The following is a 22,948-nucleotide window of genomic DNA, read 5'->3' as shown; positions in this document are numbered from 1 at the left end:
TCTTGGGATGAACAAACCAGTTCAACACCCGCCTCGCGTGTGATGCCACCGGTGCAGCCGACAGAGGCTGCCGTGGATACGACACATCGGGTGAACGCTGCGGACAAACGCATTATTAATGGTCACACCGACGTCAATCAGTTGGTCCCGTTTAAGTATAAATGGGCGTGGGACAAGTATTTGGCCGGTTGTGCTAATCACTGGATGCCGCAAGAAATCAACATGCAGCGCGATATCGAATTATGGAAGAGTCCAAACGGCTTGACCGATGACGAGCGTCGTCTGGTCAAACGCAATCTGGGCTTTTTCGTTACTGCCGATTCGCTGGCCGCCAACAATATCGTACTTGGTACTTATCGCCACATCACTGCGCCAGAATGCCGCCAGTATTTGTTGCGTCAGGCATTCGAAGAAGCGATACATACACACGCTTATCAGTACATCGTCGAATCGCTAGGCTTGGACGAAGCAGAAATTTTTAACGCTTATCACGAAGTCAAATCGATACGCGACAAGGATGAGTTTCTGATTCCGTTTATTAATACGTTGACTGACCCTGAATTCAAGACCGGCACCACCGAGAACGATCAGAAATTATTGCGCTCATTAATTGTGTTTGCCTGCATCATGGAAGGTCTTTTCTTCTATGTTGGATTCACCCAGATTCTGGCGCTAGGCCGTCAAAATAAAATGATGGGCGCAGCAGAGCAGTATCAATATATTTTGCGTGATGAATCAATGCACTGTAACTTCGGTATCGATTTAATCAACACAATCAAGATGGAAAATCCGCATTTGTGGACCTCCGAATTCCGCGACGAAATTAAATCGTTGTTTTTAAGCGCAGTAGAGTTGGAATATCGCTACGCAGAGGATACAATGCCGCGTGGAGTGCTCGGTTTGAATGCGCCAATGTTCAAAGGTTATTTGCGGTTCATCGCTAATCGCCGCGCGCAGCAAATCGGATTAGACCCAATGTTCCCTCAGGAAGAAAATCCCTTCCCCTGGATGAGCGAAATGATCGATCTGAAAAAAGAGCGCAACTTTTTTGAGACACGGGTCATCGAGTATCAAACCGGCGGTGCTCTGAACTGGGAATAGCGGGTCTGGAATCTCCGACAAGAATTATGAGGTGGACGGAAAGATGCAGCGATCAGTATATAAAAAACGCTGCATAACCAAAGGTAGCAATTCAAATAAATGAACAGTCAAAGACCGCAAAGATCTTATCTGTCGTCGCCGCTCATCCCGACTAAATCGGGAATGGCGGCTTTTTCTTTGGAAATTCCGAAAGCTTTTTTATAAAAGAATTAAACGAATTCCTGCGCTGGCGTAATTGCTGGCGTTTTTTGGCTAGGTTCGCAGCCGTAAGGCGTTGCGACGATATGTTCCACCCGATCATTGATTGCGGAATATGTCCCTGGCCGACTATGGCTGAAGTGCTGCATCAATGAGGGGATGGAGCAGTTCAGCTGGTGCCGAATTCATTAGCGCAAGCAGAGACTTGATTGCGCCGATGAATAATCCGCCGGACCATCGCGATGGGCCGTCGGGTTTCCAACTTAGAGCTTGATTTTTTCCATCACGTGAAGGAGAAACAAAATGGCAACAGCAACAAAAAAATCCGCAGCGAAGAAACCCGTTGTGAAGAAAGCCGCTCCGGCCGCAAAGCCAGTAGCAGCGAAAAAACCCGTAGCCGCTAAAAAGCCGGCAGCCAAAGCAGCAGCAAAACCGGTAGCTAAAGCAGCAGTGAAACCTGCAGCCAAGAAGCCGGTCGCTAAAGCCGCAGCAAAGCCGGTTGCTAAAGCAGCCAAGCCAGTAGCTAAAGCAGCTAAGCCAGCCGCAAAAGCGGCAGCAAAACCTGCGGCTAAAGCAGCCAAGCCTGTAGCTAAGGCAACGAAGCCAGCGGCAAAAGCGGCAGCGAAACCTGCGGCCAAAGCAGCGAAGCCAGCGGCAAAAGCGGCAGCGAAACCTGCAGCCAAAGCAGCGAAGCCAGCGGCAAAAGCGGCAGCGAAACCTGCAGCCAAAGCAGCGAAGCCAGCGGCTAAAGCGGCAGCGAAACCTGCGGCCAAAGCAGCGAAGCCAGCGGCTAAAGCGGCAGCGAAACCTGCAGCCAAAGCAGCGAAGCCAGCGGCTAAACCTGCAGCTAAAGCGGCTAAACCTGCTAAACCTGCGGCTAAGCCAGCCAAAGCGGCTAAACCTGCGGCTAAAGCTAAATCCACAGCCAAACCGGCAGCCAAGCCAGTACCTAAAGCAGCAGCAAAACCAGCCGCTAAGCCAGCGGCCAAAGCGGCAGCTAAACCAGCCGGAAAGAAGCCAGCAGCAAAAAAAGCAGCGGCTAAGCCAGCGCCAGATGCAGCACAGACTATGCTTAGTCCTGCTGCGGCATGGCCGTTTCCTACTGGCACCCGTCCGTAATTGTTCGGGTGTTAGAGAGAGCCTGGTTAGTTTTAGGCGCACTACCCGCTGTATGGCTTCGTGCTATCAGCGGGTTTTTTCTTGTTGCGGCCTGAGCGTTGCTGTGCCTTGGCTATGCAGTTATTTGCGCGCCATTCCGTAGAGCAATGGATTTTTCAAGTACCATCCTAAGATTAGATATACCCGGTAATAATGTTTGTCGCGTTCAAAGTAGTTACACCGAATTGACTTGAGGCGATTGGCAGTCGCGCTTCATCTGGAAAGAGAGAACCTCGTGCTACAGAATATTTTTTCATTGATTATCGAAACTGCCGGTAGTGTTTTAGGCGGCGTGCTGTTACTGCGCTTCTGGATACAAGTCGTCCGCGTACGTCCTCCCCCACAAGTTGCCCAATTCGTTTTTACCGTTTCCAACTGGATGGTGCTGCCCCTGCGTAAAATGTTGCCGGGCGCTAGTGGTTATGATTGGGCCAGTTTTGTTGGTGCGCTGGTGGTGGCGGGTGTCTGCGTAGCGCTTCAACTTGCGGTTGCTTCAGTGTTCAGTGCGTCGCTCTTATTGGTGATGGCTGCACTGTTGTTTCTTCAATGGGTTTTTTATGGTCTGATCGGATTGCTGATTATCGAAGCCATTTTTAGTTGGGTAAATCCGCAAGCACCGCTGGCGCCTTTTGTGCGTACCTTAAATGCGCCTATTCTCGATCCGTTGAGACGGATCATTCCTTTGCTGGGCAGTGTTGATCTGTCCCCCCTGGTTGCTTTGATTTTGTTGCGTGTAGTGCATCAGCTTTTGATCTCGTTAATCGGGGCGCTATAGGGCGGCAGGTACCAGAGGCGCTAAAGCGAGCGCTGGATGGTAGGTTTTTATGGTCGACTTTGGGGTTTAAGCGATCACCTGCGTGAATTGATAGATAGGGCGGCTCAGGGGCGGCAAATTTGCTGCGTTACTGCCTTTATCCGCTGCCGAAACAATGCACCACGCGTATGTCCGCTCGGTCGTGTGGTGACCGTTATAACGCGTTCTAGTGTGTTACAGGCCTTCAGTGGCCATGCGTTAACGTAAAATTGAGCATAAACTTTTAATGTAAAGTTTCTGCAGTGAGTCGGTACGGTGTGAAGCTTCTCTCTACGATAGAAAAGAATGGGGTACCGAAAGTTAGGGTGGCCGACGACCTTAAATGGGTTTTTGCACCATTATGGTCGCAGGCTAAACGTGACTGACCTACTACTGCCCCGTTGCTGGGTGCAGGCTACTTATTTGGCACGTGCTTGCCCCGTGATTTGTGGGCAATTACTACATCTCTGTTGATTGCCCTCCTAATTGCGAGGTCTGGCTTAGCTTCCCATCTGCGTTTGCAGATAGTTTTGGATACCGACTTTATCGATCAGGTCGAGCTGGGTTTCTAGCCAGTCGATGTGCTCTTCGGTGTCGTCCAGAATGTCTTTGAACAGTTCGCGTGAGATGTAGTCACCCACTGCTTCAGAGGCAGCAATACCTTCCTTTACTGTATTTTGAGCAGCTTGTTCCAGTTTCAAATCGCAAGCCAGCATTTCTGGCGTATTTTCGCCGATCATCAGCTTGTGTAAAGCCTGCAGATTTGGCAAACCATCCAGCATCAGAATGCGGTCAATCAAGCGATCTGCATGTTTCATTTCGCCGATCGACTCTTCATATTCTTTCTTGCCGAGCTTTTCCAGGCCCCAATGCTTGTACATCCGAGCATGTAAAAAATACTGATTTACTGCGCTAAGTTCGTTAGTCAACTGTGCGTTGAGCAGTTTGATGATGTTTTTGTCGCCTTGCATGAATGCCTCTCTAAAGATACTTGACCGCGAGGAAACGGAGAAGTTACAACTCATAAATCGCCGTGACTACCGGAAAGCAGCAATGATAGCCCAGGTCCTGCGCTTTTTCATCATTCATTAGCGTGAATCATTCGCAGTCCTATTCCGGCCGTCAAAGCGCGCTGAAAGACTGCATTATTACGGCTCTACATGTTTGATAAATGTTGCCTCCAAAATTGACTTTGACCCCGACCTTTACGATCAAGCTATCAATGGAATCAATGATATGCAAAAAGCCTCTGCAGGTTAGTCTGCAAAGGCTTTGTTGATGACAATTACGACAAATGCGGCAAGGATGCAATTTTTATAAACATGATGCTTTTGCGCCTATCAAAAGCATTTCAGCCATCAACCATCGCAGCTCATATCAGCAATAGTAGTAATAGCAGTGGCCTTACTTGGCCTTAGCATCGGGATCGGTAACAAACCCGATCTTTCCTAGTCCCCCAGATTGTGCTGCCGCCATTACCTGCGCTATTTTTTCGTATTCCGTGGTGCGCTCCGCGCGCAAATGCAATTCCGGTTGCGGTTCTTTCTTGGCTGCAGCGGCTATCTTTACTTGCAACCCATCGCGATCGACAATTTCGTCATTCCAGTAAACCTTGCCAGCAGCGTCAAGGGATAAGTTAATGCTTTCTGGTTTTACCTGATCGGGTTGATTGGTGGCACGCGGCAAGTCGATTTTGACGGCGTGATTCATCACGGGAATCGTCATGATAAAGATGATTAACAAGACCAGCATCACGTCTACTAACGGGGTGGTGTTAATTTCAGGATTGAAGTCATCGTCCGAATCGGACAGGGAGCCCATTGCCATATCATAAGCCTTTCACAGCAACGAGCTTGGAAGTGGCTTCCGTGCTTGTGCCATTAATGATTTTGTTAGCATCTGTGCGTGCACCCGTGACGAATAATGCATGCAGGTCAAAGCCGAATTTATTGAGCTTGGCAATAATGGTTTTGTTACCACGCACTAGCGCGTTGTAGCCAAAAGTAGCGGGGATGGCAACTGCAAGACCAAGCGCTGTCATGATGAGTGACTCGCCGACCGGACCGGCGACTTTATCAATACTGGCCTGGCCTGAGGTACCGATAGCAACCAAGGCATGATAAATCCCCCATACGGTCCCAAATAGACCGACGAAAGGCGCAGTAGAGCCGACCGATGCGAGGACCGCCATACCTGTTTGCAACTTGCCAGAGGCTTCATCGATCGCTTGACGTAACGATAATGTAACCCAGTCGCTGGTGGACAATTGATCGTGTAAATGTCCGCTATGAGCGGTGTGATGACGCATTGATACGACGCCAGCCTGAGCGACATCTGCGAACGGATTTTCCGTGCCTAACGTCGCAATACCTTCAGGGAGGTTGGTGGTATCCCAGAATTGGTGTCCGGCTGCACGGGCTGCGCGCTGTAAGCGAATAATCTGTATTGCCTTGGTCAGAATGACGTACCACGATGAGATAGACATTACGACCAATAAAACGGCGACAAATTTGATGACAATGTCACCCTGTAACCAAAGTGCTTCTAAACCGTACGGGCTGACTTCCATGATAATTCCTTAATCTGTGAGTGTTATCGTTAATCTGGGCACGAGTTTGTCAGACCGAAGGGTATTCCTGTGCGAAAAAAATTTAGTCGGTCCATGCTTTGGTTGGCCTCTTGATCAATAGCGCGCTATTGGCATTATGATTCCGATCAAACCTGCCCCCTCACATTACCCGTTTTTCACTTCGACGGCCCGGCCCGAAAACTTTTGATTAGGTGGACACGCTAATTCAATGCAATAAATTCATCTGCTACTCCCGGTCCTTTGGAATGAATTTTTCGTGTGTAGTGTAACCTGCCCAACGATCTCCATAGCCCGGCCCCAATAAGTTGCTTAGTTGGAAAGCTGAAAATTGATAGGCACGATGGCATAGACCGGTAGTGCCTTGCCATCTTCCATGTAAGGCTTGAAAAGCGCGCGCTGCAGAGCTTGTCTGGCCGCTTCATCCAGGCGCCCTGAACCGGAGCTTTTCTGAATTTCTACGTGCTCTGCCCGACCCTTTTCATTAATTAGGACGCGCAGGATGACTTTACCTTCTTCACCCATGCGTTTGGCTGCGGCAGGATATTCTGGACTCGGCGCCCGGATGTACTCAACGCCGGTACTAATCGTACGAGGTGCCGCGGGCGCTGCTGGCGCGGCGACTGGCGCGGGAGCCGGCGGGGAGTACTCTTCTTTTTGCGGTGGCTGTACGGTGACCGGTACAGAAATAGCTTGTTCTGAAGGGGTATTGTTGACGATGACGGGAGCAGGACGCGGCGGCGCGATGCTTTTTTTCACCACATGCACCGTTTTGGGCGGAGCCGGTTGCGGTTTTGGTGGTGTAGGTTCGGGCGCGCGTTCGGGCGTGATGAAGGTGGCGAACACCTCTTTCGGCATCGCTTGCGCAACAGTATGGATCAGGCCACTTTTAAGGGCGATGAAAAATCCTGCATGCAATAAAATAATCGCGCCGAGAGGTCCGATACGTTTAACCTGATTCCACACAAATGTAGACGGAAGCTGCGATGGAGACGACATTCTTGCACTCATTGATGATACGACTTTTTACGCAGCGGTTGCTGTACTTGGCATTGCCTGAAACACCATAGCATGGAGATGCCTGTTTGCAGTAGGAACATTATTATCGAGGCACTCGCGCAATACATTTTTGGCGCACGTGTGACATTTGCCGCAGCAGGTAGCGACACCAAGATTCTCGCGCAATTCCCGCATGGTTGACATGCCAGAATTGACAGCCTGGACTATATTGCGTTCAGAGATGTTGTTGCAAACACAGACAATCATTTTTCACCTAAAGACTAATAAAAGATTAATAAGCAAAGGATAAACAAGCGCCTATTGCTTCACTAATTACTTCACCAATTACTGCTCAATGCGTGCGATTGCTGGACACTAAGCGCGCAAACAAATTATATTTTTCCTGCCGAGGCATGCTACGTTCGACTAATGTGGCCCACTGGCCAGACAGTTGCTGGCAGGTCGTACGCAATACCGGCGCTAAATCAGGCAGCGCTGCCAGTGCCTTCAAATGTCTTTCTATTACTGAAGCCAGCTTAGTGCAACTGCGGGCCTCTGGCTGATGGGTCTGTTGATGTGCCGTGTAATGCGACATAAGATGCAATACAGCAGAGACCAGCAACTCAGGCTGCGCCGGTGCTTCGTTTGGTGCCATGAACGCGCTCTCCATATCGTCGGTAACCATCTAATGCTCCTTGTCAGTGACTCGCGGGCTGAGCGTTCTGGCTGGCTGGTATTGCAAACATCCGGTCTTATAGCTTTAGGACTACTTGCAAGTACATGTTGCTAACTGTCCCTAAGTTGCCGGCAAAGATATCCGGGTAATGCTTTAAGCCGTCAAAATTAATTTATTCAGCTGCGTCAGTCGTAACTTGTAAATTCTTCCGCCATGATCAATTTCAAGCTCACGCATTTGTTTAAACAAATCGCGGCTGGTGATGCGCTTGATTGCTGGTGTAACTTTAGTGGCGCCTGAAATGGATTTTTCAGACTCTGAAAAATCCGTTGTGTGCGGTATCGAGTGACCCATGATAGTCCTTTATGTAAATGAGAACAATTCGTATTTAGATTATTCTCTATTTAAGACGGGATTGCAAGTGCTTTCACTGCATGTATTAAATTTATTTCTTTTAGGAAATGTACTTAATGATCAAAATTACAATAATAGGGCATCATGTGGGACTAAACTCGGGGGTTAACCGCATCCCACATTTATACCATGAAATAAGAATCATTATTATTTGATGTTGATTTTTTACTTAATCCCATCACCTTTGCTGCGAGGGCCCTTGTGGCGGGCAACAGATGACCTCCCGAACATTGATTGGCGAATAAAAAAAGGGCCATCAACGCAATGTGATGACCCTTTAAAGACTGACTTAATGCCACTGGTAATATTGCGCGATATTTACTCTTTCGGTTTGGCGGCTTCGCGGCGATTAAAGCCCGCCACCATGTCAAAGCGGAACAATCGACATTCCAGCGCGCCATTAAAGAAAGGCGTTTTACGCGCCTCCTTCAGCCGCAGCAATTTTGGCAAAGTCAGGTCCGCTGTGAACAGAAAAACCGTCCAGCCCGCAAAGCGTTGCTTGAGCGTATTACCGAAAGCATTAAAGAATGCGTTGAATAAATCGTCGGTTGCGAGCGTACTGTCACCGCGCACGCCAATCCGTTCTCCATAAGGCGGATTGGTCAGTATGATGCCACCACTGGCGCTGAGTTCGTTAGGTGGACGGACTTCCTGGGCCTCAATTTGCTTCAAAGGAACTTCAAAAAGAATGCCAGCATTACGTAGGTTTTCTGCGGTCATGGCGACCATATCGCCCGAAATATCGCTACCGAAAATGGTCGGTGTCAGCGGCATTGGATTGGGTTTAATCGCCCCTTTTATTGCTTGCCACTGCCCGACCTCAAAGCCGTGAAATTTTTCGAAAGCGAACTCACGCCGCGCGCCCGCAGGAATGCCCGCCAGAATCTGCGCGGCCTCGATCAAAATAGTGCCGGAACCGCACATTGGGTCGAACAGGACCGTTCCGGGCTTCCAGCCTGCTGTGCGTAATAGTCCGGCGGCCAAGTTTTCACGCAGTGGTGCATCGCCGGTTTCAGCACGCCAGCCGCGTTTGAACAGCGCTTCGCCTGAGGTGTCCAGATATAACGTAAAGCTATGCGCGTCTAAAAATCCGACGATACGCATATCGGGTGTGTGGGTATCGACCGATGGCCGTTCGTCGCAGATATCGCGGAAGCGGTCGCAGATCGCGTCCTTGATTTTCAGTGTGGTGAACTCAAGACTGCGTAAAGGCGATTTGATCGCGGTGATATCGACTCGGATAGTGTGGTCAACCCGGAACCAGTTCTCCCATTCTTGTTCCAGTGCGGTATCGTAAATATCATTTTCAGTTTTATAAGCACCGTGCGCGAGACGCATGAGAACGCGACTGGCAATGCGGGAGTGCAAATTGACCAGCCACGCATCGCTTAGCAGGCCCGAGCAATGGACCCCACCGGGCACCTGATTATGTACGCGGAGCGTGACGTTCGGCGCGGATAACTGCGCAATTTCATTGATTTCTTCCGCCAGAGCAATCTCTAGTCCACGTGGACAGGGACAAAAGTACGAGTGTTTGGAGCTTGCTGATTGTGCGGTGATTGCTTGTGCCATAAGGGTTCTCTTAATCTTGGGGGTCTCTTGATCCGTTAACTACATCGACATTGATGTAGTGGTGAAAAGGCTATTTACGGAAAACCGCCAATAGCCAGCGTAATACCATATTACAAAAATATTGCATTGTTATGGGGCACGGCGCCCTGTTTGGGACCAATGATCGCTCACAAATTTGTTGCATCCTGCCCTTGATCGAAGCTTTATTTTGCAAAGGCGCGTTCGACAAAATCCAGTCGATCCTGGCCCCAATAGCCTTCGCCGTCAACGACATACCATGGCGCGCCAAAGACGTTGGCCGCGGTAGCCTCTTCAGTGAAGCGAACAAATTCTGCGTCGACGCTGACGGTTTCGGCAGATTTTAACAAGGTTTTGCCATCATGCCCACGTGCCGTGGCTATACCGATCAGCGTGTCGGTATCAGCGATATTTTTCTCCTCCTCCCATACCGCCTGCATGATTGCGCCAGTCAGCGCCAGTGCGGCCGCGGTGCCATGCGCGAGTTGCGTGGCAATGATCAGTTTGGCCGCATCGTCACTGTGGACCGGAAAGTAGGTCGGCTGCACGTTCATCGGCAGATTCAAATAGTCTTTCCAACGCTGAAGATCCAAAAGCCGATAGGCCTGCCTCTGTGGTGATCGCTTAGCCAATGGTAAGCCACCCGAAATAGCGAAAATCTTCGATAGATCGAAGGGTTTCAGAATAATTTGGACGCCATATTGTTGGGCTAACGATACCAATTTGGCATGCCCAAGATAGGCAAAAGGCGAATGAGGCACGAAGTAATACTCACAGATTTTGCTCATGCCGACTCCTGACGCTAGGGGTTATTTAGAATGGTTTGACCACTACCAGTATAACGATGGCTAGCAATAAAATGGCAGGAACTTCATTAAACCAGCGTAACCATACATGACTGCGCTTGTTGGTGCCCAGTTCGAATTTTTTGAGCATGCTGCCGGTGGCGTGATGGTAACCAATCAGTAGGATGACGAGGAATAACTTGGCGTGCAACCAGCCGTTGCCCGGACCTTTTCCGATCCCGTAACCGAGCCAAAGCCAGGCACCAAATACGATCGTACCTATCGCCAGCGGTAGCATGAAGCGGTACAGTTTGCGTGCCATCAGCAATAAGCGCTGGGTCGCGACGGGTTCGGTTTCTTGTGCCAGGTTGATAAGAATCCGGGGCAAATAAAACAAGCCTGCAAACCACGAGACGATGAAGACAATGTGTAGCGCTTTAATCCAGAGCATGAAAATTTCCTTGTAGATAAATCCGGGAACAGCATTTGAGTCGAGACGATGAAAAATTTGATACTAAGCAGCCCCATAATTTCTTGTGATATCTGGCCACCCTGGTCGGCGCTCAGCGGCCTTGCCCATTGCTTGCAGCGCATCTGACCAGACTCTCCTTCTATTCACAATAAATTCTTGAGCGCTACTTAAGTTTGATACTGAAGTGCACGCCGGAGGGTTAGCTACGCACCTCGCCGTGACCGAACACCACATATTTAACAGATGTCAAACCATCAAGTCCGACGGGCCCGCGAGCGTGCAATTTGTCGTTGGAGATACCGATCTCGGCACCTAATCCAAATTCAAACCCATCAGCAAATCTGGTCGACGCGTTAACCATGACAGAGGCCGAATCGACCTCCCGCAAAAACCGCATGGTACGAGTGTAGTTTTCGGTGACAATACTATCGGTGTGATGCGATGAATAGTGGTTAATATGGTCGATTGCCGCGTCCATGTCGTCGACGATTTTCACCGCCAGGATCGCTGCCAGATATTCAGTGCTCCAGTCTTCTTCCGTGGCCGCAGTCACGTGGGGATAGTCGCAGCCCCGCAATATCTTGCCAGCCTCGTCATCCGCCCGGAGTTCGACGTCTTTGGTACGGTATAGTAATGCCAGTTCCGGTAATACCTGTGGCGCGATTGCCCGCGCGATCAATAACGTCTCCATCGTGTTGCAGGTGCCATACCGATGACATTTGGCATTAAAGGCGATCTTCACCGCTTTTTCGGGATCGGCCTGGTCATCGATATACACGTGGCAAATGCCATCCAGATGTTTGATCATCGGTACTTTGGATTCTTTGATCAGACGCTCGATCAAGCCTTTGCCGCCGCGCGGAATGATGACATCGACATATTCCGGCATGCTGATCAGCGCGCCGACTGCTGCCCGGTCAGTAGTCTCGATAACCTGGACTGCATCGGCTGGTAAACCCGCCCCTTTCAGGCCTTCTTTGACCAGTTTTGCCAACGCCTGATTACAATGAATCGCCTCGGAACCGCCGCGTAAAATTGTTGCATTGCCGCTCTTGATACAAAGACCAGCAGCATCAATCGTGACGTTCGGACGCGCTTCATAAATAATCCCGATGACGCCTAACGGAACCCGCATTTGTCCAACCTGAATGCCAGTCGGACGATATTTCATGTTTGAAATCTCACCAATTGGATCAGCTAATGTCACAATCTGTTGCAGTCCCTCAATCATGGTCGCGATGGCCTGATCCGATAGCGTCAGACGATCCAGCATCGCTTCTTCCAGACCGTTAGCGCGGGCGGCATCCAGATCTTTTTGATTTGCCAGACGCAGCGCAGGTGCATCGCGGCGGATTGCTTCAGCGATCAAGGTCAATGCCCGGTTTTTGGTCGCTGTTTCGGCGCGCGCCATCAAGCGTGATGCAATCCTTGCACGTTGACCGACATCGGTAATGTATTGTTGGATATCCATGTTTATAGTTTGTCTGATCCGGTGAAAGGTAATCAGGGTTACACGCTAAAAGATTCAAAGTTCAAGTGAACAAAACCGTCGTTTGGATAAGCGCTAAGAACGTGCGACCGTCAGTCCCAATTGCAATAGTGCATCCCAGGCATCGCCAGCGAACTTTTTGGCCCGCAAACCTTTGACCATTTTGTCTATCTGCGCGGCTTGCTGCAATGCCGCCTCCAGCGTAGGCAACGATAAACGGCGCAGAGCTGGCTCCATCAAACGCTCACGCGGCCCCCAGATACGATACTCTTTTAGTAACGCATTCAGTGGTCGGCCTTGCGCCATGCCTGATTTGAGTTTCAATAAAATGCGGCATTCTTCCGCGATAGCCCAGAGTACCAGAGGTAGCGCTTCGCCTTCGCCCTTCAGGCCATCAATCATTCGCACCAGACGCGCGACATCGCCGGCCAGCATCGCTTCATTTAACTTGAATACATCGTAGCGTGCAACATTAAGCACCGCATCGTGAATTTGCTCAAAGGTGAGTCTGCCCGGGGGATGCAATAACGCCAGTTTCTGGATTTCCTGATGGGCTGCCAGCAGGTTGCCCTCGACCCGATCCGCAATAAAATCAAGCGATTGCCGATCAGTGCTTTGTTGCTGTCCTGCCATGCGTACACCGATCCAGTTTGGTAACTGCGACCGCTCTACTAACGGAATATCAATATACACGCCGGTTTGCTGGAGTGAGCCAACCCAAGCTGCTTTTTGGGTCGCCCAATCAAGCTTGGGCAGCGTGATAATGGTGACGTTGTCCGGGTTTAATGTCGTCGCATATTGCTGTAACGCCTGACCGCCATCTTTGCCGGGCTTACCCGTTGGAATATGCAGCTCAATCAGTTTTTTGTCGCCAAAAAGAGATTGCGACTGATTGGACGCCTGCAATTCCCCCCATTTAAAGCTTCGATCAACGGTCAGCACATCGCGCTCGGTGCAACCGTTAGCGCGCGCGCTTTTACGGATTTTATCCGCAGCTTCGAGCGCCAGCAGATGCTCATCACTGGTGATGACATACAGTGGAGCGACCGTTTTAGCCAGATGTGTGTCAAGCGCGTCAATCCGCAGTTGCATTGCCAGTCCTCGTTATTGCGCTGGTTTGGTCGATGGAACCGACTGGGCTGGCGCTGGTGAGGGGTATGACTCAATGGCTGGTGCCAACCCGGTCGTCGTATCGCTGGTTGAGGACGGCTTGATCGCACTCATACGGCGCAAGATTTGACGGACCAGATCCGTTTGCATGTCGCGATACAGTAGTGCTTCTTCAGCTACTTTGGACAACTCTTGCGATTCGTTGTAGCTGATATCGCGCTTCAGGGTAATCAACGTCGTTGGCATCAATTCTTTTTGTGATGCATCCCTCAGGCGGAAAGAGAAGCGCGAGTAAAGCATGTATTCACGTGCGCGACCCTGGCTATTCAAGGTCAAAATGACCTTTTCCTGCGTCTGTGACAGCACGTCCATAATCGCGTCCGCGTCTTTTTCATTAGCGACAACTTCAGTGGTGCCGCTGGCCTGAATATTACGTTTCAGCTCGATCCCAAGAGCTGTGCCGGTAGCGCTGCCAAGATAGATTTTCTTGAACGGAAGATTGGCAGAGCCGCGCAGGTGAAAGCCGCATGCTGCCAGCACTGCGGTCAGGGCAATGATCAGCGACCAGCGAACAAACGGGTGGCGGCTTATGGAAACTTGCGTCATACAGATATTCCTTGTTTCAAAATTCAAGACAAAATCGGCTGCAAAAAACCTGTTGCAACACAGCCGATTCCGTTCAACACGCAGTTTAAGCAACGATATTAATCAGCTTGCCGGGCACAACGATTACTTTTTTCGGCGCACCTTCGAGGTACTTTTGCACATTTTCATGGGCAAGGGCAAGCGCTTCGACGGTGACTTTATCGGCATCCTTGGCAACGATGATACTGCCGCGTAGTTTGCCGTTAACCTGAATCATCATTTCGATTTCGCTTTGTTCCAGTGCTTTAGCATCGACTTGCGGCCAGGTGGCGTCAAGAATGTCACCGTACACTTGGGCAAAGCCGAGTTCTTGCCACAGTGTATGCGTAATATGCGGTGCCACAGGATTAAGGACGCGCAAGAAAATCGATACGCATTCAGTCAACACCGCGTTGCCGGTGGCCGACGTTTCTACTTTCGCTGCCTCCAGCGTGTTGAGCATTTTCATGCAGGCAGAAACCACGGTGTTGTATTGGATACGCTTCAAGTCATGGTCGGCCTGCTGCAAAATCTTGTGGACGTCGCGCCGCAAGGTTTTGAGAGGCGCAGCCAAATCGCCGAATTGCGTACTCGCCCCCGGAATGATGTGCGATGCTTGCGCGTGGCTGAAGCTCCAAACCCGACGCAAAAAGCGATTGGCACCTTCGACGCCAGCGTTTGACCATTCCAATGTTTGTTCCGGTGGCGACGCAAACATCGTAAATAGGCGCGCAGTATCGGCACCGTATTGATCGATCTGGGCTTGCGGATCGATGCCGTTATTCTTTGATTTCGACATTTTTTCAGTGCCGCCGATGATCACCGGCTTGCCGTCGGTCTTCAGGATCGCGGCTTCCGGACGGCCCTTTTCATCAAAGGTTAATGTCACGTCTTCCGGGTTATGCCAGATTTTTTTGCCGTTGGCTTCTTCGCGATAGTAAGTCTCGTTGAGCACCATGCCTTGCGTCAGCAGATTGGTAAACGGCTCATCAAACTTAACCAGGCCAAAATTACGCATGACCTTGGTCCAGAAGCGCGCGTACAGCAGATGCAATACCGCATGCTCAATGCCGCCGATGTATTGATCCATCGGCATCCAATAATCATTGCGCGCATCGATCATGGCGTCGGTAGAAGCGTCAGTAGAAGCGGGCGAGGTGTATTTCATGTAATACCAGGACGAATCGACAAAGGTATCCATCGTGTCGGTTTCACGGCGCGCAGGTTTGCCGCAAGTCGGGCAATCTACGTGCAGAAACTTTTCGTGCTTGTTAAGTGGATTGCCGCTGCCATCCGGGACGCAATCTTCGGGTAACAGCACGGGTAAATCTTTTTCCGGGACCGGCACGTCGCCGCAGTCTTCGCAATGGATGATCGGGATCGGTGTGCCCCAATAGCGTTGGCGCGAGATGCCCCAGTCGCGCAAGCGATAGGTGATTTTCTTTTCGCCGAGGCCGTGCGCGTCCAGATCGGCAGCGATGGCATCAACCGCTTGCTGAAAATGCATGCCATCGTATTTGCCGGAGTCAACGCAAACGCCGTTTTGTTTGTCTGCGTACCAGTCATGCCAGGTCTCGGTCGAGTACGTTTTGCCTTCCACTGAGATGACCGGGCGAATCGGCAGCACGTATTTTTGCGCGAAAGCGAAGTCGCGCTCGTCATGTGCAGGCACGCCCATCACGGCACCGTCGCCGTAGGTGATCAGCACGTAATTGCCGACCCATACCTCAACCAGTTGCCCGGTCAACGGGTGAGAAACGTAGAGGCCGGTTGGCATACCTTTCTTTTCCATGACCGCCATATCGGCTTCGGCAACGCCGCCTTTTTTGCACTCGGCGATGAATTCGACCAGTTCAGGATTGGTTTTTGCAGCGAATGTCGCCAAGGCATGCTCTGGCGCTACCACGCAAAAAGTGACGCCTTTGATGGTATCCACGCGGGTGGTAAAGACCCACAGCTTGCCGTCTTGTATCAGCTTGCCGTCTTCTTCAATCTTATGCGGAAACGCAAACCGAACCCCGGTCGATTTGCCGATCCAGTTGGCTTGCATCAGGCGCACGCGCTCGGGCCAACCTGGCAATTTTGTTTCAACGTGGTCCAGCAGTTCTTCAGCGTAATCGGTGATTTTGGCGTAATACATCGGGATTTCGCGCTTCTCAATCAGCGCGCCCGAACGCCAGCCGCGACCATCGATGACTTGTTCATTTGCCAATACGGTCTGATCGATCGGATCCCAGTTAACGGTACCGGTTTTTTTGTAAATGATGCCTTTTTCGAGCATTTTCAGGAACATCCACTGGTTCCATTTGTAATACTCGGGTTTGCAGGCCGTCATCTCGCGCGACCAGTCAATGGCAAGCCCCATTGATTGCATCTGCGTTTTCATGTGCTCGATATTGCTGTACGTCCATTGCGCCGGCGGCACGTTATTGGCCATCGCCGCGTTTTCCGCAGGCATCCCGAACGCATCCCATCCCATCGGCATCAACACGTTGTAGTTATTCATGCGCAGGTAGCGATACATCACGTCATTAATGGTGTAATTGCGGACGTGACCCATATGCAGTTTGCCCGACGGGTAGGGCAGCATGGAACAGGCGTAAAACTTCTTTTTATCTTCGCCGTTCTGGTCTTTTGCGTGTTCAACGACCTTATAGGCATCGATGGCGCGCCAATGGTCTTGGGTCGATTTTTCGACGTCGGTCGGGTTGTATTTTTCTTGCATGGCGTGTTCGGACTAAATAGGTGAAGGTGAGAAAGCATGGGTGTATCCACCCCGAACCGTTGATTATACTGGTTCGGGTGGCCCCATACGACAGCGGACTTGCATGCGCCCCGCGATGCGGCTATTTAGTGAATGATTGCGGGCCATATTGAGTCGTATGTACGCCTTGTGCATGCCACCCAAGGAGAACGCAGAGGCGGCAAACGTACTTTTCCCCGTCGCTAAATCCCGGCGACACCCCGAGGTAACTTTTAAAAGCACTCAGCGCATCTAACTATGGGAGCCTAAATCGGGCCTAACTTGCGTCAGCGGACCTGCTTGAACCAAGCGCGCTTGTGCGGGGCCAGGTTTATTTGGCCGAGGTAGTTTTTGGATCTGTGACAAAACCCAGTTTGGTCAGACCGTTATTTTGCGCCAGCGCCATCACTTGGGCCAACACCTGATAGCGGGTGTCTTTATCTGCGCGCAACTGTATTTCGGGCTGTGGTCGTTGCTTTGATGCTTCTATGATGCGACTGGTTAACTCGGCTTCGGCCACCGGCGCGTCATTCCAGAACATTTTTCCGGCACGATCGATGGAGAGCGAAACGGTCTCCGGCTTTTCTGGCGCCGGGGCCGATTGCGCGGTCGGCAGGTTTACCTTGACCGCGTGCGTAAATAGCGGTGCCGTGATGATAAAGATCACCAGCAGCACCAGCATCACGTCGACCATCGGGGTGATGTTGATATCCGCCATCGGCGCTGAATGCTGATTGTCGTTAAATCCACCAAATGACATGTTGGTTTCCGGCTTTAAAAGTGCGTTGAGGTAAATTGCTTAAAAAAGTCACGCGAGTGAAATACCGAATACGTCATCTACAGTAAAGTAACCTACTTAAATAAAGATACATAGGTAAGGTTTTTCGGCCTGGTTATTTGCCGACCCGACTACCAGTCGTTAAATAGGCGTGCAAGTCATGGGCGAATGCGTCCAGTTCCGCCAGTGTAACCCGATTGACGCGGGTGAATGCATTGTACGAAAGCACCGCAGGAATGGCGACGACCAAGCCCAGCGCGGTCATGATCAACGCTTCCCCAACCGGTCCGGCCACTTTGTCGATTTGCACCGTGCCCGAAGCGGAAACCGCCATCAGCGCGTGATAAATACCCCAGACGGTACCAAATAAACCGACAAAAGGGGCGGTCGAGCCAACCGAGGCCAGCAATGTCAATCCGCTTTCAAGTCGTGATGAAACGCGATTGATCTCGCGTCGTAACGTCCGTGTGATGAGTTCGCCAAGGTCGGTTCCGGCATTGAGCGAAGACGCTTGTTTGCTAGCCATCGGAGACCTGATTCCCGCGGCATCGGCTGCCTGAATGGCCAATGGTGCATAGACGTTTTCGGTATCGAGGGGCTTAATGACGGCGATCGCATCATTCAATGTGGGCGCTTGCCAAAAGCCGTCCAACGCGGAGGAACTGCGCCGAATGCGCCAGGAACTCAAGCTTTTAGAGAGGATGTAATACCAGCTAATCAGGGACATTAGCAATAGCATATAAGCGACGGCATGTGAGACAGCGTCGCCTTGCGACCAGTAGTGGGCGAACCCGAGGTTGTCATTCATGTCATTGATCCGGAGTGTGAGAGGGCAGCATAACGATCTTTAGGCCCAGATCATTAATCAGCAACAATTTATTACATTAGACTTCTTTCGGAACCTGCTGCGCGGCGCAGATACGACCGCGAGCATTCAGCACCCGGTGCTGACCGTCCTGATTTATAAAATATTCCGCTAATCGAATGTCGCTAATTCAGCTTAAGCCCAGCACATCCTGCATGTCGTACAGGCCGGTAGCTTTATCGCTGAGGAAGCGTGCCGCACGCATACTGCCGTGGGCGTAGGTTACGCGACTGGACGACTTGTGCGTGATTTCAACCCGTTCACCGTCGCCTGCAAACAGCACCGTATGGTCGCCGACAATATCACCGCCCCGGATTGTCGCAAAGCCGATGGAAGATGGATCGCGTACGCCGGTAACGCCTTCCCGCGAAAATACCGCAACGTCGGCAAGCTTGCGACCCAGTGCGTCGGCAATCACTTCTCCCATCTTGAGGGCGGTGCCGGAGGGCGCGTCCACTTTATGGCGATGATGGGCTTCGATGATTTCAATGTCATAGCCTTGAGAGAAACTCTTCGCAGCCATTTCCAGCAATTTCATGGTGACATTGACACCAACACTCATGTTCGGTGCGAACAGAATGGCGGTTTTTTTTGCGGCTTCAGCGATGGCTGCCTTACCTTCGTCGTCAAAGCCGGTGGTGCCGATGATGACCTTGATACCATGTTCGGCACAATATGCGACATGCTTGAGCGTGCCTTCGGGCCGGGTAAAATCAATCAGATAGTCGGCATCGGCCAGGGCTGCGGTCAGATCGGATGTGATTGTCACGCCAGCGGGCTTACCCAAAAAAGCGGCGGCATCAGTGCCCACGCCCGGCGCAGTCGGAACATCCAGAGCGCCGGTCAAAACGGCGTCTTCAGCGTTTTGAATGGCTTCAATCAGCATATGGCCCATGCGACCGGACGCGCCAGCGACGGCAATTTTCATTTGATTCATCGTATTTGATTCAATGTTAGCAATTTAGACGGTTAAGAAAGACGAAAAAGAAAGACGGAAAAGACAGGCGGATTATTTTGTCGGGGCCGCAGCCGGAGGTGAAGGCGCATCCTTCGCAATGCCGCTATCATTCGTGGCTTTTTTGGCTTCTTTTTTTCCGCCAGAAATACGTGCCAGATAATCAGCTTCCGTTGGCAGGTCGCCACCGTCAACTTGCGTCACAAGATTGTCCTTGAAGAAAACACTGACACGGCTCGATGTGACTTCGCCATTGCCTTTTTGCAAACGAAATACATAATCCCAGCGATTCGCGTGGAATATATCCGCCACTAAAGGTGTGCCAAGAGCAAAGGAGACTTGCTCAGTGGTCATGCCAACCTTCACTTGGGAGATCATTTCTTTAGAAACAAAATTACCCTGCTGTATGTTGATCCGGTAAGGGGAAAAGATACCGAAAAAACGCGGATTTTTTACCGTTTGAACACCGGCGTCCGGCGTGGCAGACGTCGGCATGGTAGTGGTGGCGTAGGGTTTGTCCGTGCCGGTAGCGGCGGGCAAACCATCGATAAGGGGATTTTTAGACGCACAACCGGCCAGCAATGCCACGGATAAAGCGGCAACCGTCAGAGCGGTAGTGCGTGTAGTACAGGAGAGCAACATTCGCATAAGGATCTCAATTGATTGAGCAATTGTGCTAAAACGCTATATGATAAAGCAGATCATCCATTTGCGACGTAAACATGCCTAACAATCCATCCGAACTAAAAGCCAGCGGCCTAAAAGCCACCTTGCCCCGCCTTAAAATTCTCGAAATTTTCCAGAATAGCGAGGTTCGCCATCTCAGCGCAGAGGACGTGTACAAAATTTTGCTTTCCGAAAGTCTTGATGTCGGTTTAGCAACCGTCTACCGCGTACTAACCCAATTCGAGCAAGCTGGCCTGCTACAACGTAATCATTTTGAAACCGGCAAGGCCGTCTTTGAGCTAAACGAAGGCTCCCACCACGACCATTTAGTGTGCCTGGTATGCGGTCTGGTCGAAGAATTTTACGACGAAGAAATTGAAGTGCGCCAAAAAGCCGTAGCAATCGAACGCGGTTTCGAGATAGCGGACCACGCGTTAGCGTTGTACGGTCATTGCCGGAACTGCATAAAAAAATAAGGCAGTTTACTTTTAGCGTGACCGGATCACATAAAACATGAACGGCTCGTGAAATGAGCGTTGCACACGGCGCTCGTTCAAAACTAAATCCGGCACAACCATCAACGCAGTTGCAGTTGCAGTTGCACTTGACCTTGACCTTCCTGTTGAAACTGCCGTTGAAGTTGACCTACCCCGTCATAGGCGTTGCGGGTTGTTTCGGCTGTCAGTCGGGAATTGTCGGAATACATGTCTGAGCCGAAGGCGGGTTGCTATTTCGACCCGACTGATAGTCAAAATAATCGGGGACCCGTCAACGGGGGGCAACGTCTCTGCGGTCGCCTTTTTTGGTTACTTTTTTGGGGGGGCGCCTAGCCAAGCAAAGAAAGCGACCGGGTGTCGGGCCGCCCCCGACCAGCATCCACGGAGCAGTAACAGGGTCAGTTATCGATCAACCGAACCATCCCGATAAAACTTACTAAGAAGCTAATTTAATAGGATTAATTATCACCTAATAGATCCATAAATCAACTCTGACTCAAAGCGTTAGACAACAACTTAGCAGTAATATCCACAATCGGAATCACCCTCTGATATGCCATCCGCGTAGGCCCAATAACCCCAAGCGTCCCAACAATCTTCCCATTCACCTCATACGGGGCAGTAACAACACTCATCTCCTCCATCGGCACCAACTGCGACTCCCCGCCAATAAAAATTTGCACACCCGTCGCTTTACCAGAAATATCCAGCAACCGCATCAAAGTAGTTTTTTGCTCAAACATCTCAAACAACTTGCGCAGCGAAGTCATATTCGACGACAGATCAGTAACGCTAAGCAGATTCCGTTCGCCTGAAATAACCACACCGTCCGCATCATCCGTCATTGCCTCACTCCCGAGCTCAACCGCCGCAAGCATCAAGCGATTCATATCATCTCGTAATTTATGCACTTCAGTCTGCAATCTGAGTCGAACGTCGTCGATACTATGACCGCCGTAATTTTGATTAATAAAATTAGCCGCCTGTATCAACTGTGATGGCGTGTAATCAACATCGGTAAGCAATAACCGATTTTGCACATCCCCACCAGGACTGACGATGACTAACAGAATCCGTTTTTCAGATAGTCGCAAAAACTCAATTTGCTGAAATATCGATTCACGGCGCGGCGTCAGCACCACTCCCGCAAATTGAGACAGCGATGACAGCACCTGCGCCGCATTGGCAATAATTTTTTGCGGAGAGTTACTCTGCAGGCGTGATTGCATTCTGGACTCAAGCGCGCCCTCATCTATTGGCTGCACGGTCAACAAGGTATCGACAAAAACGCGATATCCGCGCGGCGTAGGCACGCGACCGGCAGAGGTATGGGGGCTGGCAACAAAACCCATGGCTTCTAGGTCCGCCATAATATTGCGAATAGTCGCGGGTGATAATTCCAGTCCGGAAATTTTAGACAGAGCGCGCGATCCTACGGGCTGACCGTCAGCGATATAACGCTCGACGAGAGCTTTTAGAAGAGTTTGAGCACGGGTATCAAGATGCATGGGGTTTGGTTTTGCAAAGGCCGACACGTTTGCTGGCCTTTTATAAATGTATTTATACACTGTTAAATCGCATCGCGCCTACACAGGCGTTATCATTTCTACCCGTATCCGCTCGCTAAATCGCACGAACGCACCGGGTTTGCGCTAATTTTCTGCGCTTTCAGCTATTTGAGTGCAATGAGTTACACCTGTGCCGCTTGCAAATGCAGCCAAGTTTCGAGTTCATGCAAATTGGTGCACTGCGTGTCGGGGGTTATGCCTGGCGGTAACACCCGATTAAATCGGTTAATCCACACGCTGCGCAAGCCTGCCTCCCGGGCAGCGACCACGTCTAGCAACGGATCGTCGCCCACATAAACTGCTTCTTCAGGTTGGACATGAAGCATCTTGCAGGCCGCGTGGAAAATGCAGGGATCAGGCTTAGCGTAGCCGAAACTATGTGCCGCGATGGACACTTTAAAATGGTGAGACAGACCGATGGTGTCCAAGTCTGCAAAACCGTTTGATACTGAGCCAAGCAAGAAATGCTGTTTGAGTCGTGACAACACCGGGCTGACATCCTCAAACGGCGTCACAGCGTGCCTGGCCTCGGCAAACAGCGCCATCGCGGCATCGATTTTGCTGCAATCTTCACCAACACTATTAAACGCTTCGGTTAGTCCGGCACGGCGCAAAGCGGACAGATCGATTATGAAGAGCGGATTGGTCTGGCGCAATGCCTGCCGCCGTTGACGCAGACTATCAATGCTGAAATTTTGGGAGACGGCGGGCGCGTGTTGACCCAGCCATTCGAAGAGCAATTGCTCGGCGCGGATTAATACCGGCATGATGGGCCAGAGAGTATCGTCCAGATCAAACAGAACGGCTTTGACGGGGTTAGCGGTAGGCGAACGGGGATGGCTGGCAAAATTATTCATGGCAATCGACGGGTATACTCTTG

Annotated in this window: 25 protein-coding genes; 4 read left to right on the top strand and 21 right to left on the bottom strand. The window is 50.9% G+C overall.

Annotated features, from left to right (window positions below):
- Positions 1-42 precede the first annotated feature (42 nt).
- The 3 genes from HAV38_RS07195 to HAV38_RS07185 all read left to right on the top strand — a co-directional run bounded on the left by HAV38_RS07195 (position 43) and on the right by HAV38_RS07185 (position 3,232).
- A complete protein-coding gene (locus HAV38_RS07195) occupies positions 43-1,101 on the top strand; it encodes a ribonucleotide-diphosphate reductase subunit beta (protein ID WP_245182263.1) in 1,059 nt (352 codons plus the stop codon).
- 501 nt (positions 1,102-1,602) lie between these two features.
- Positions 1,603-2,418, top strand: a complete 816-nt coding sequence (locus HAV38_RS07190) for a hypothetical protein (RefSeq protein ID WP_168053915.1) — start codon at positions 1,603-1,605, stop codon at positions 2,416-2,418.
- A 274-nt stretch (positions 2,419-2,692) separates the two neighbouring features.
- Positions 2,693-3,232, top strand: a complete 540-nt coding sequence (locus HAV38_RS07185; protein ID WP_168053913.1) for a YggT family protein — start codon at positions 2,693-2,695, stop codon at positions 3,230-3,232.
- Between the two features lie 518 nt (positions 3,233-3,750).
- Here HAV38_RS07185 and bfr read toward each other — a convergent pair.
- From bfr to HAV38_RS07095, 18 genes are all read right to left on the bottom strand, one after another.
- On the bottom strand, positions 3,751-4,221 hold the full coding sequence (gene bfr / locus HAV38_RS07180; RefSeq protein WP_168053911.1) for a bacterioferritin: 471 nt from the start codon (positions 4,219-4,221) through the stop codon (positions 3,751-3,753).
- Between the two features lie 433 nt (positions 4,222-4,654).
- Complete coding sequence (locus HAV38_RS07175; RefSeq protein WP_168053909.1) at positions 4,655-5,077, bottom strand: ExbD/TolR family protein; 423 nt, start codon at positions 5,075-5,077, stop codon at positions 4,655-4,657.
- 1 nt (position 5,078) lies between these two features.
- Positions 5,079-5,819, bottom strand: a complete 741-nt coding sequence (locus HAV38_RS07170) for a MotA/TolQ/ExbB proton channel family protein (RefSeq protein ID WP_168053907.1) — start codon at positions 5,817-5,819, stop codon at positions 5,079-5,081.
- 330 nt (positions 5,820-6,149) lie between these two features.
- On the bottom strand, positions 6,150-6,836 hold the full coding sequence (locus tag HAV38_RS07165) for an energy transducer TonB (protein WP_184013440.1): 687 nt from the start codon (positions 6,834-6,836) through the stop codon (positions 6,150-6,152).
- Between the two features lie 27 nt (positions 6,837-6,863).
- On the bottom strand, positions 6,864-7,103 hold the full coding sequence (locus HAV38_RS07160; RefSeq protein WP_168053903.1) for a (2Fe-2S)-binding protein: 240 nt from the start codon (positions 7,101-7,103) through the stop codon (positions 6,864-6,866).
- A gap of 85 nt (positions 7,104-7,188) precedes the next feature.
- Positions 7,189-7,521 (bottom strand): hypothetical protein, encoded by a 333-nt coding sequence (locus HAV38_RS07155; RefSeq protein ID WP_168053901.1) that lies wholly within the window; start codon positions 7,519-7,521, stop codon positions 7,189-7,191.
- Between the two features lie 144 nt (positions 7,522-7,665).
- On the bottom strand, positions 7,666-7,866 hold the full coding sequence (hemP, locus tag HAV38_RS07150; RefSeq protein WP_168053899.1) for a hemin uptake protein HemP: 201 nt from the start codon (positions 7,864-7,866) through the stop codon (positions 7,666-7,668).
- 378 nt (positions 7,867-8,244) lie between these two features.
- Entirely contained in the window at positions 8,245-9,498 is a 1,254-nt protein-coding gene (locus tag HAV38_RS07145; protein ID WP_168053897.1) for a THUMP domain-containing class I SAM-dependent RNA methyltransferase, read from the bottom strand.
- 203 nt (positions 9,499-9,701) lie between these two features.
- The gene (locus HAV38_RS07140; RefSeq protein ID WP_168053895.1) at positions 9,702-10,304 is read right to left on the bottom strand and encodes a 2-hydroxychromene-2-carboxylate isomerase; all 603 of its coding nucleotides are present in this window, start codon (positions 10,302-10,304) and stop codon (positions 9,702-9,704) included.
- Positions 10,305-10,329: 25 nt separating this feature from the next.
- Positions 10,330-10,752, bottom strand: coding sequence for a CopD family protein (locus tag HAV38_RS07135; RefSeq protein WP_168053893.1), 423 nt, complete (start codon positions 10,750-10,752; stop codon positions 10,330-10,332).
- Between the two features lie 220 nt (positions 10,753-10,972).
- Positions 10,973-12,244, bottom strand: coding sequence for a glutamate-5-semialdehyde dehydrogenase (locus HAV38_RS07130; RefSeq protein ID WP_168053891.1), 1,272 nt, complete (start codon positions 12,242-12,244; stop codon positions 10,973-10,975).
- 93 nt (positions 12,245-12,337) lie between these two features.
- Positions 12,338-13,354, bottom strand: coding sequence for a DNA polymerase III subunit delta (gene holA / locus HAV38_RS07125; protein WP_168053889.1), 1,017 nt, complete (start codon positions 13,352-13,354; stop codon positions 12,338-12,340).
- 12 nt (positions 13,355-13,366) lie between these two features.
- Positions 13,367-13,978: an LPS-assembly lipoprotein LptE gene (locus tag HAV38_RS07120; RefSeq protein WP_168053887.1), complete on the bottom strand. Its 612-nt coding sequence runs from the start codon at positions 13,976-13,978 to the stop codon at positions 13,367-13,369.
- 85 nt (positions 13,979-14,063) lie between these two features.
- Positions 14,064-16,721, bottom strand: coding sequence for a leucine--tRNA ligase (gene leuS / locus HAV38_RS07115; protein WP_168053885.1), 2,658 nt, complete (start codon positions 16,719-16,721; stop codon positions 14,064-14,066).
- 349 nt (positions 16,722-17,070) lie between these two features.
- Entirely contained in the window at positions 17,071-17,499 is a 429-nt protein-coding gene (locus HAV38_RS07110; RefSeq protein WP_168053883.1) for an ExbD/TolR family protein, read from the bottom strand.
- A 133-nt stretch (positions 17,500-17,632) separates the two neighbouring features.
- Complete coding sequence (locus HAV38_RS07105; protein WP_168053881.1) at positions 17,633-18,325, bottom strand: MotA/TolQ/ExbB proton channel family protein; 693 nt, start codon at positions 18,323-18,325, stop codon at positions 17,633-17,635.
- A gap of 187 nt (positions 18,326-18,512) precedes the next feature.
- Positions 18,513-19,319, bottom strand: a complete 807-nt coding sequence (gene dapB, locus HAV38_RS07100; protein ID WP_168053879.1) for a 4-hydroxy-tetrahydrodipicolinate reductase — start codon at positions 19,317-19,319, stop codon at positions 18,513-18,515.
- A 72-nt stretch (positions 19,320-19,391) separates the two neighbouring features.
- Positions 19,392-19,985: an outer membrane protein assembly factor BamE gene (locus HAV38_RS07095; RefSeq protein WP_168053877.1), complete on the bottom strand. Its 594-nt coding sequence runs from the start codon at positions 19,983-19,985 to the stop codon at positions 19,392-19,394.
- A 74-nt stretch (positions 19,986-20,059) separates the two neighbouring features.
- Between HAV38_RS07095 and fur the strand changes: the two genes are divergently transcribed.
- Positions 20,060-20,479: a ferric iron uptake transcriptional regulator gene (fur, locus tag HAV38_RS07090; RefSeq protein WP_168053875.1), complete on the top strand. Its 420-nt coding sequence runs from the start codon at positions 20,060-20,062 to the stop codon at positions 20,477-20,479.
- A gap of 101 nt (positions 20,480-20,580) precedes the next feature.
- Here fur and HAV38_RS22090 read toward each other — a convergent pair whose 3' ends face one another.
- The 3 genes from HAV38_RS22090 to HAV38_RS07080 form a co-directional block, all read right to left on the bottom strand.
- Complete coding sequence (locus HAV38_RS22090; RefSeq protein ID WP_260326455.1) at positions 20,581-20,709, bottom strand: hypothetical protein; 129 nt, start codon at positions 20,707-20,709, stop codon at positions 20,581-20,583.
- Between the two features lie 276 nt (positions 20,710-20,985).
- Positions 20,986-22,008 (bottom strand): heat-inducible transcriptional repressor HrcA, encoded by a 1,023-nt coding sequence (gene hrcA / locus HAV38_RS07085; protein ID WP_168053873.1) that lies wholly within the window; start codon positions 22,006-22,008, stop codon positions 20,986-20,988.
- Between the two features lie 182 nt (positions 22,009-22,190).
- A complete protein-coding gene (locus HAV38_RS07080) occupies positions 22,191-22,925 on the bottom strand; it encodes an HAD family hydrolase (RefSeq protein ID WP_168053871.1) in 735 nt (244 codons plus the stop codon).
- Positions 22,926-22,948 lie beyond the last annotated feature (23 nt).

Origin of the sequence: Glaciimonas immobilis (assembly GCF_011947285.1) — a bacterium.
GTDB lineage: Bacteria > Pseudomonadota > Gammaproteobacteria > Burkholderiales > Burkholderiaceae_D > Glaciimonas > Glaciimonas immobilis.
Note: the sequence above shows the minus strand (reverse complement) of the source record. Positions and strands in the feature narration are given on the sequence as shown.

Bases quoted from the DNA above. Each gene is read 5' to 3' on its own strand.
- HAV38_RS07195 (WP_245182263.1), top strand. From the start codon at position 43: ATGCCACCGGTGCAGCCGACAGAGGCTGCCGTGGATACGACACATCGG.
- HAV38_RS07190 (WP_168053915.1), top strand. From the start codon at position 1,603: ATGGCAACAGCAACAAAAAAATCCGCAGCGAAGAAACCCGTTGTGAAG.
- bfr (WP_168053911.1), bottom strand. From the start codon at position 4,221: ATGCAAGGCGACAAAAACATCATCAAACTGCTCAACGCACAGTTGACT.
- HAV38_RS07175 (WP_168053909.1), bottom strand. From the start codon at position 5,077: ATGGCAATGGGCTCCCTGTCCGATTCGGACGATGACTTCAATCCTGAA.
- HAV38_RS07170 (WP_168053907.1), bottom strand. From the start codon at position 5,819: ATGGAAGTCAGCCCGTACGGTTTAGAAGCACTTTGGTTACAGGGTGAC.
- HAV38_RS07165 (WP_184013440.1), bottom strand. From the start codon at position 6,836: ATGTCGTCTCCATCGCAGCTTCCGTCTACATTTGTGTGGAATCAGGTT.
- HAV38_RS07160 (WP_168053903.1), bottom strand. From the start codon at position 7,103: ATGATTGTCTGTGTTTGCAACAACATCTCTGAACGCAATATAGTCCAG.
- HAV38_RS07155 (WP_168053901.1), bottom strand. From the start codon at position 7,521: ATGGTTACCGACGATATGGAGAGCGCGTTCATGGCACCAAACGAAGCA.
- hemP (WP_168053899.1), bottom strand. From the start codon at position 7,866: ATGGGTCACTCGATACCGCACACAACGGATTTTTCAGAGTCTGAAAAA.
- HAV38_RS07145 (WP_168053897.1), bottom strand. From the start codon at position 9,498: ATGGCACAAGCAATCACCGCACAATCAGCAAGCTCCAAACACTCGTAC.
- HAV38_RS07140 (WP_168053895.1), bottom strand. From the start codon at position 10,304: ATGAGCAAAATCTGTGAGTATTACTTCGTGCCTCATTCGCCTTTTGCC.
- HAV38_RS07135 (WP_168053893.1), bottom strand. From the start codon at position 10,752: ATGCTCTGGATTAAAGCGCTACACATTGTCTTCATCGTCTCGTGGTTT.
- HAV38_RS07130 (WP_168053891.1), bottom strand. From the start codon at position 12,244: ATGGATATCCAACAATACATTACCGATGTCGGTCAACGTGCAAGGATT.
- holA (WP_168053889.1), bottom strand. From the start codon at position 13,354: ATGCAACTGCGGATTGACGCGCTTGACACACATCTGGCTAAAACGGTC.
- HAV38_RS07120 (WP_168053887.1), bottom strand. From the start codon at position 13,978: ATGACGCAAGTTTCCATAAGCCGCCACCCGTTTGTTCGCTGGTCGCTG.
- leuS (WP_168053885.1), bottom strand. From the start codon at position 16,721: ATGCAAGAAAAATACAACCCGACCGACGTCGAAAAATCGACCCAAGAC.
- HAV38_RS07110 (WP_168053883.1), bottom strand. From the start codon at position 17,499: ATGTCATTTGGTGGATTTAACGACAATCAGCATTCAGCGCCGATGGCG.
- HAV38_RS07105 (WP_168053881.1), bottom strand. From the start codon at position 18,325: ATGAATGACAACCTCGGGTTCGCCCACTACTGGTCGCAAGGCGACGCT.
- dapB (WP_168053879.1), bottom strand. From the start codon at position 19,319: ATGAATCAAATGAAAATTGCCGTCGCTGGCGCGTCCGGTCGCATGGGC.
- HAV38_RS07095 (WP_168053877.1), bottom strand. From the start codon at position 19,985: ATGCGAATGTTGCTCTCCTGTACTACACGCACTACCGCTCTGACGGTT.
- fur (WP_168053875.1), top strand. From the start codon at position 20,060: ATGCCTAACAATCCATCCGAACTAAAAGCCAGCGGCCTAAAAGCCACC.
- HAV38_RS22090 (WP_260326455.1), bottom strand. From the start codon at position 20,709: ATGTATTCCGACAATTCCCGACTGACAGCCGAAACAACCCGCAACGCC.
- hrcA (WP_168053873.1), bottom strand. From the start codon at position 22,008: ATGCATCTTGATACCCGTGCTCAAACTCTTCTAAAAGCTCTCGTCGAG.
- HAV38_RS07080 (WP_168053871.1), bottom strand. From the start codon at position 22,925: ATGAATAATTTTGCCAGCCATCCCCGTTCGCCTACCGCTAACCCCGTC.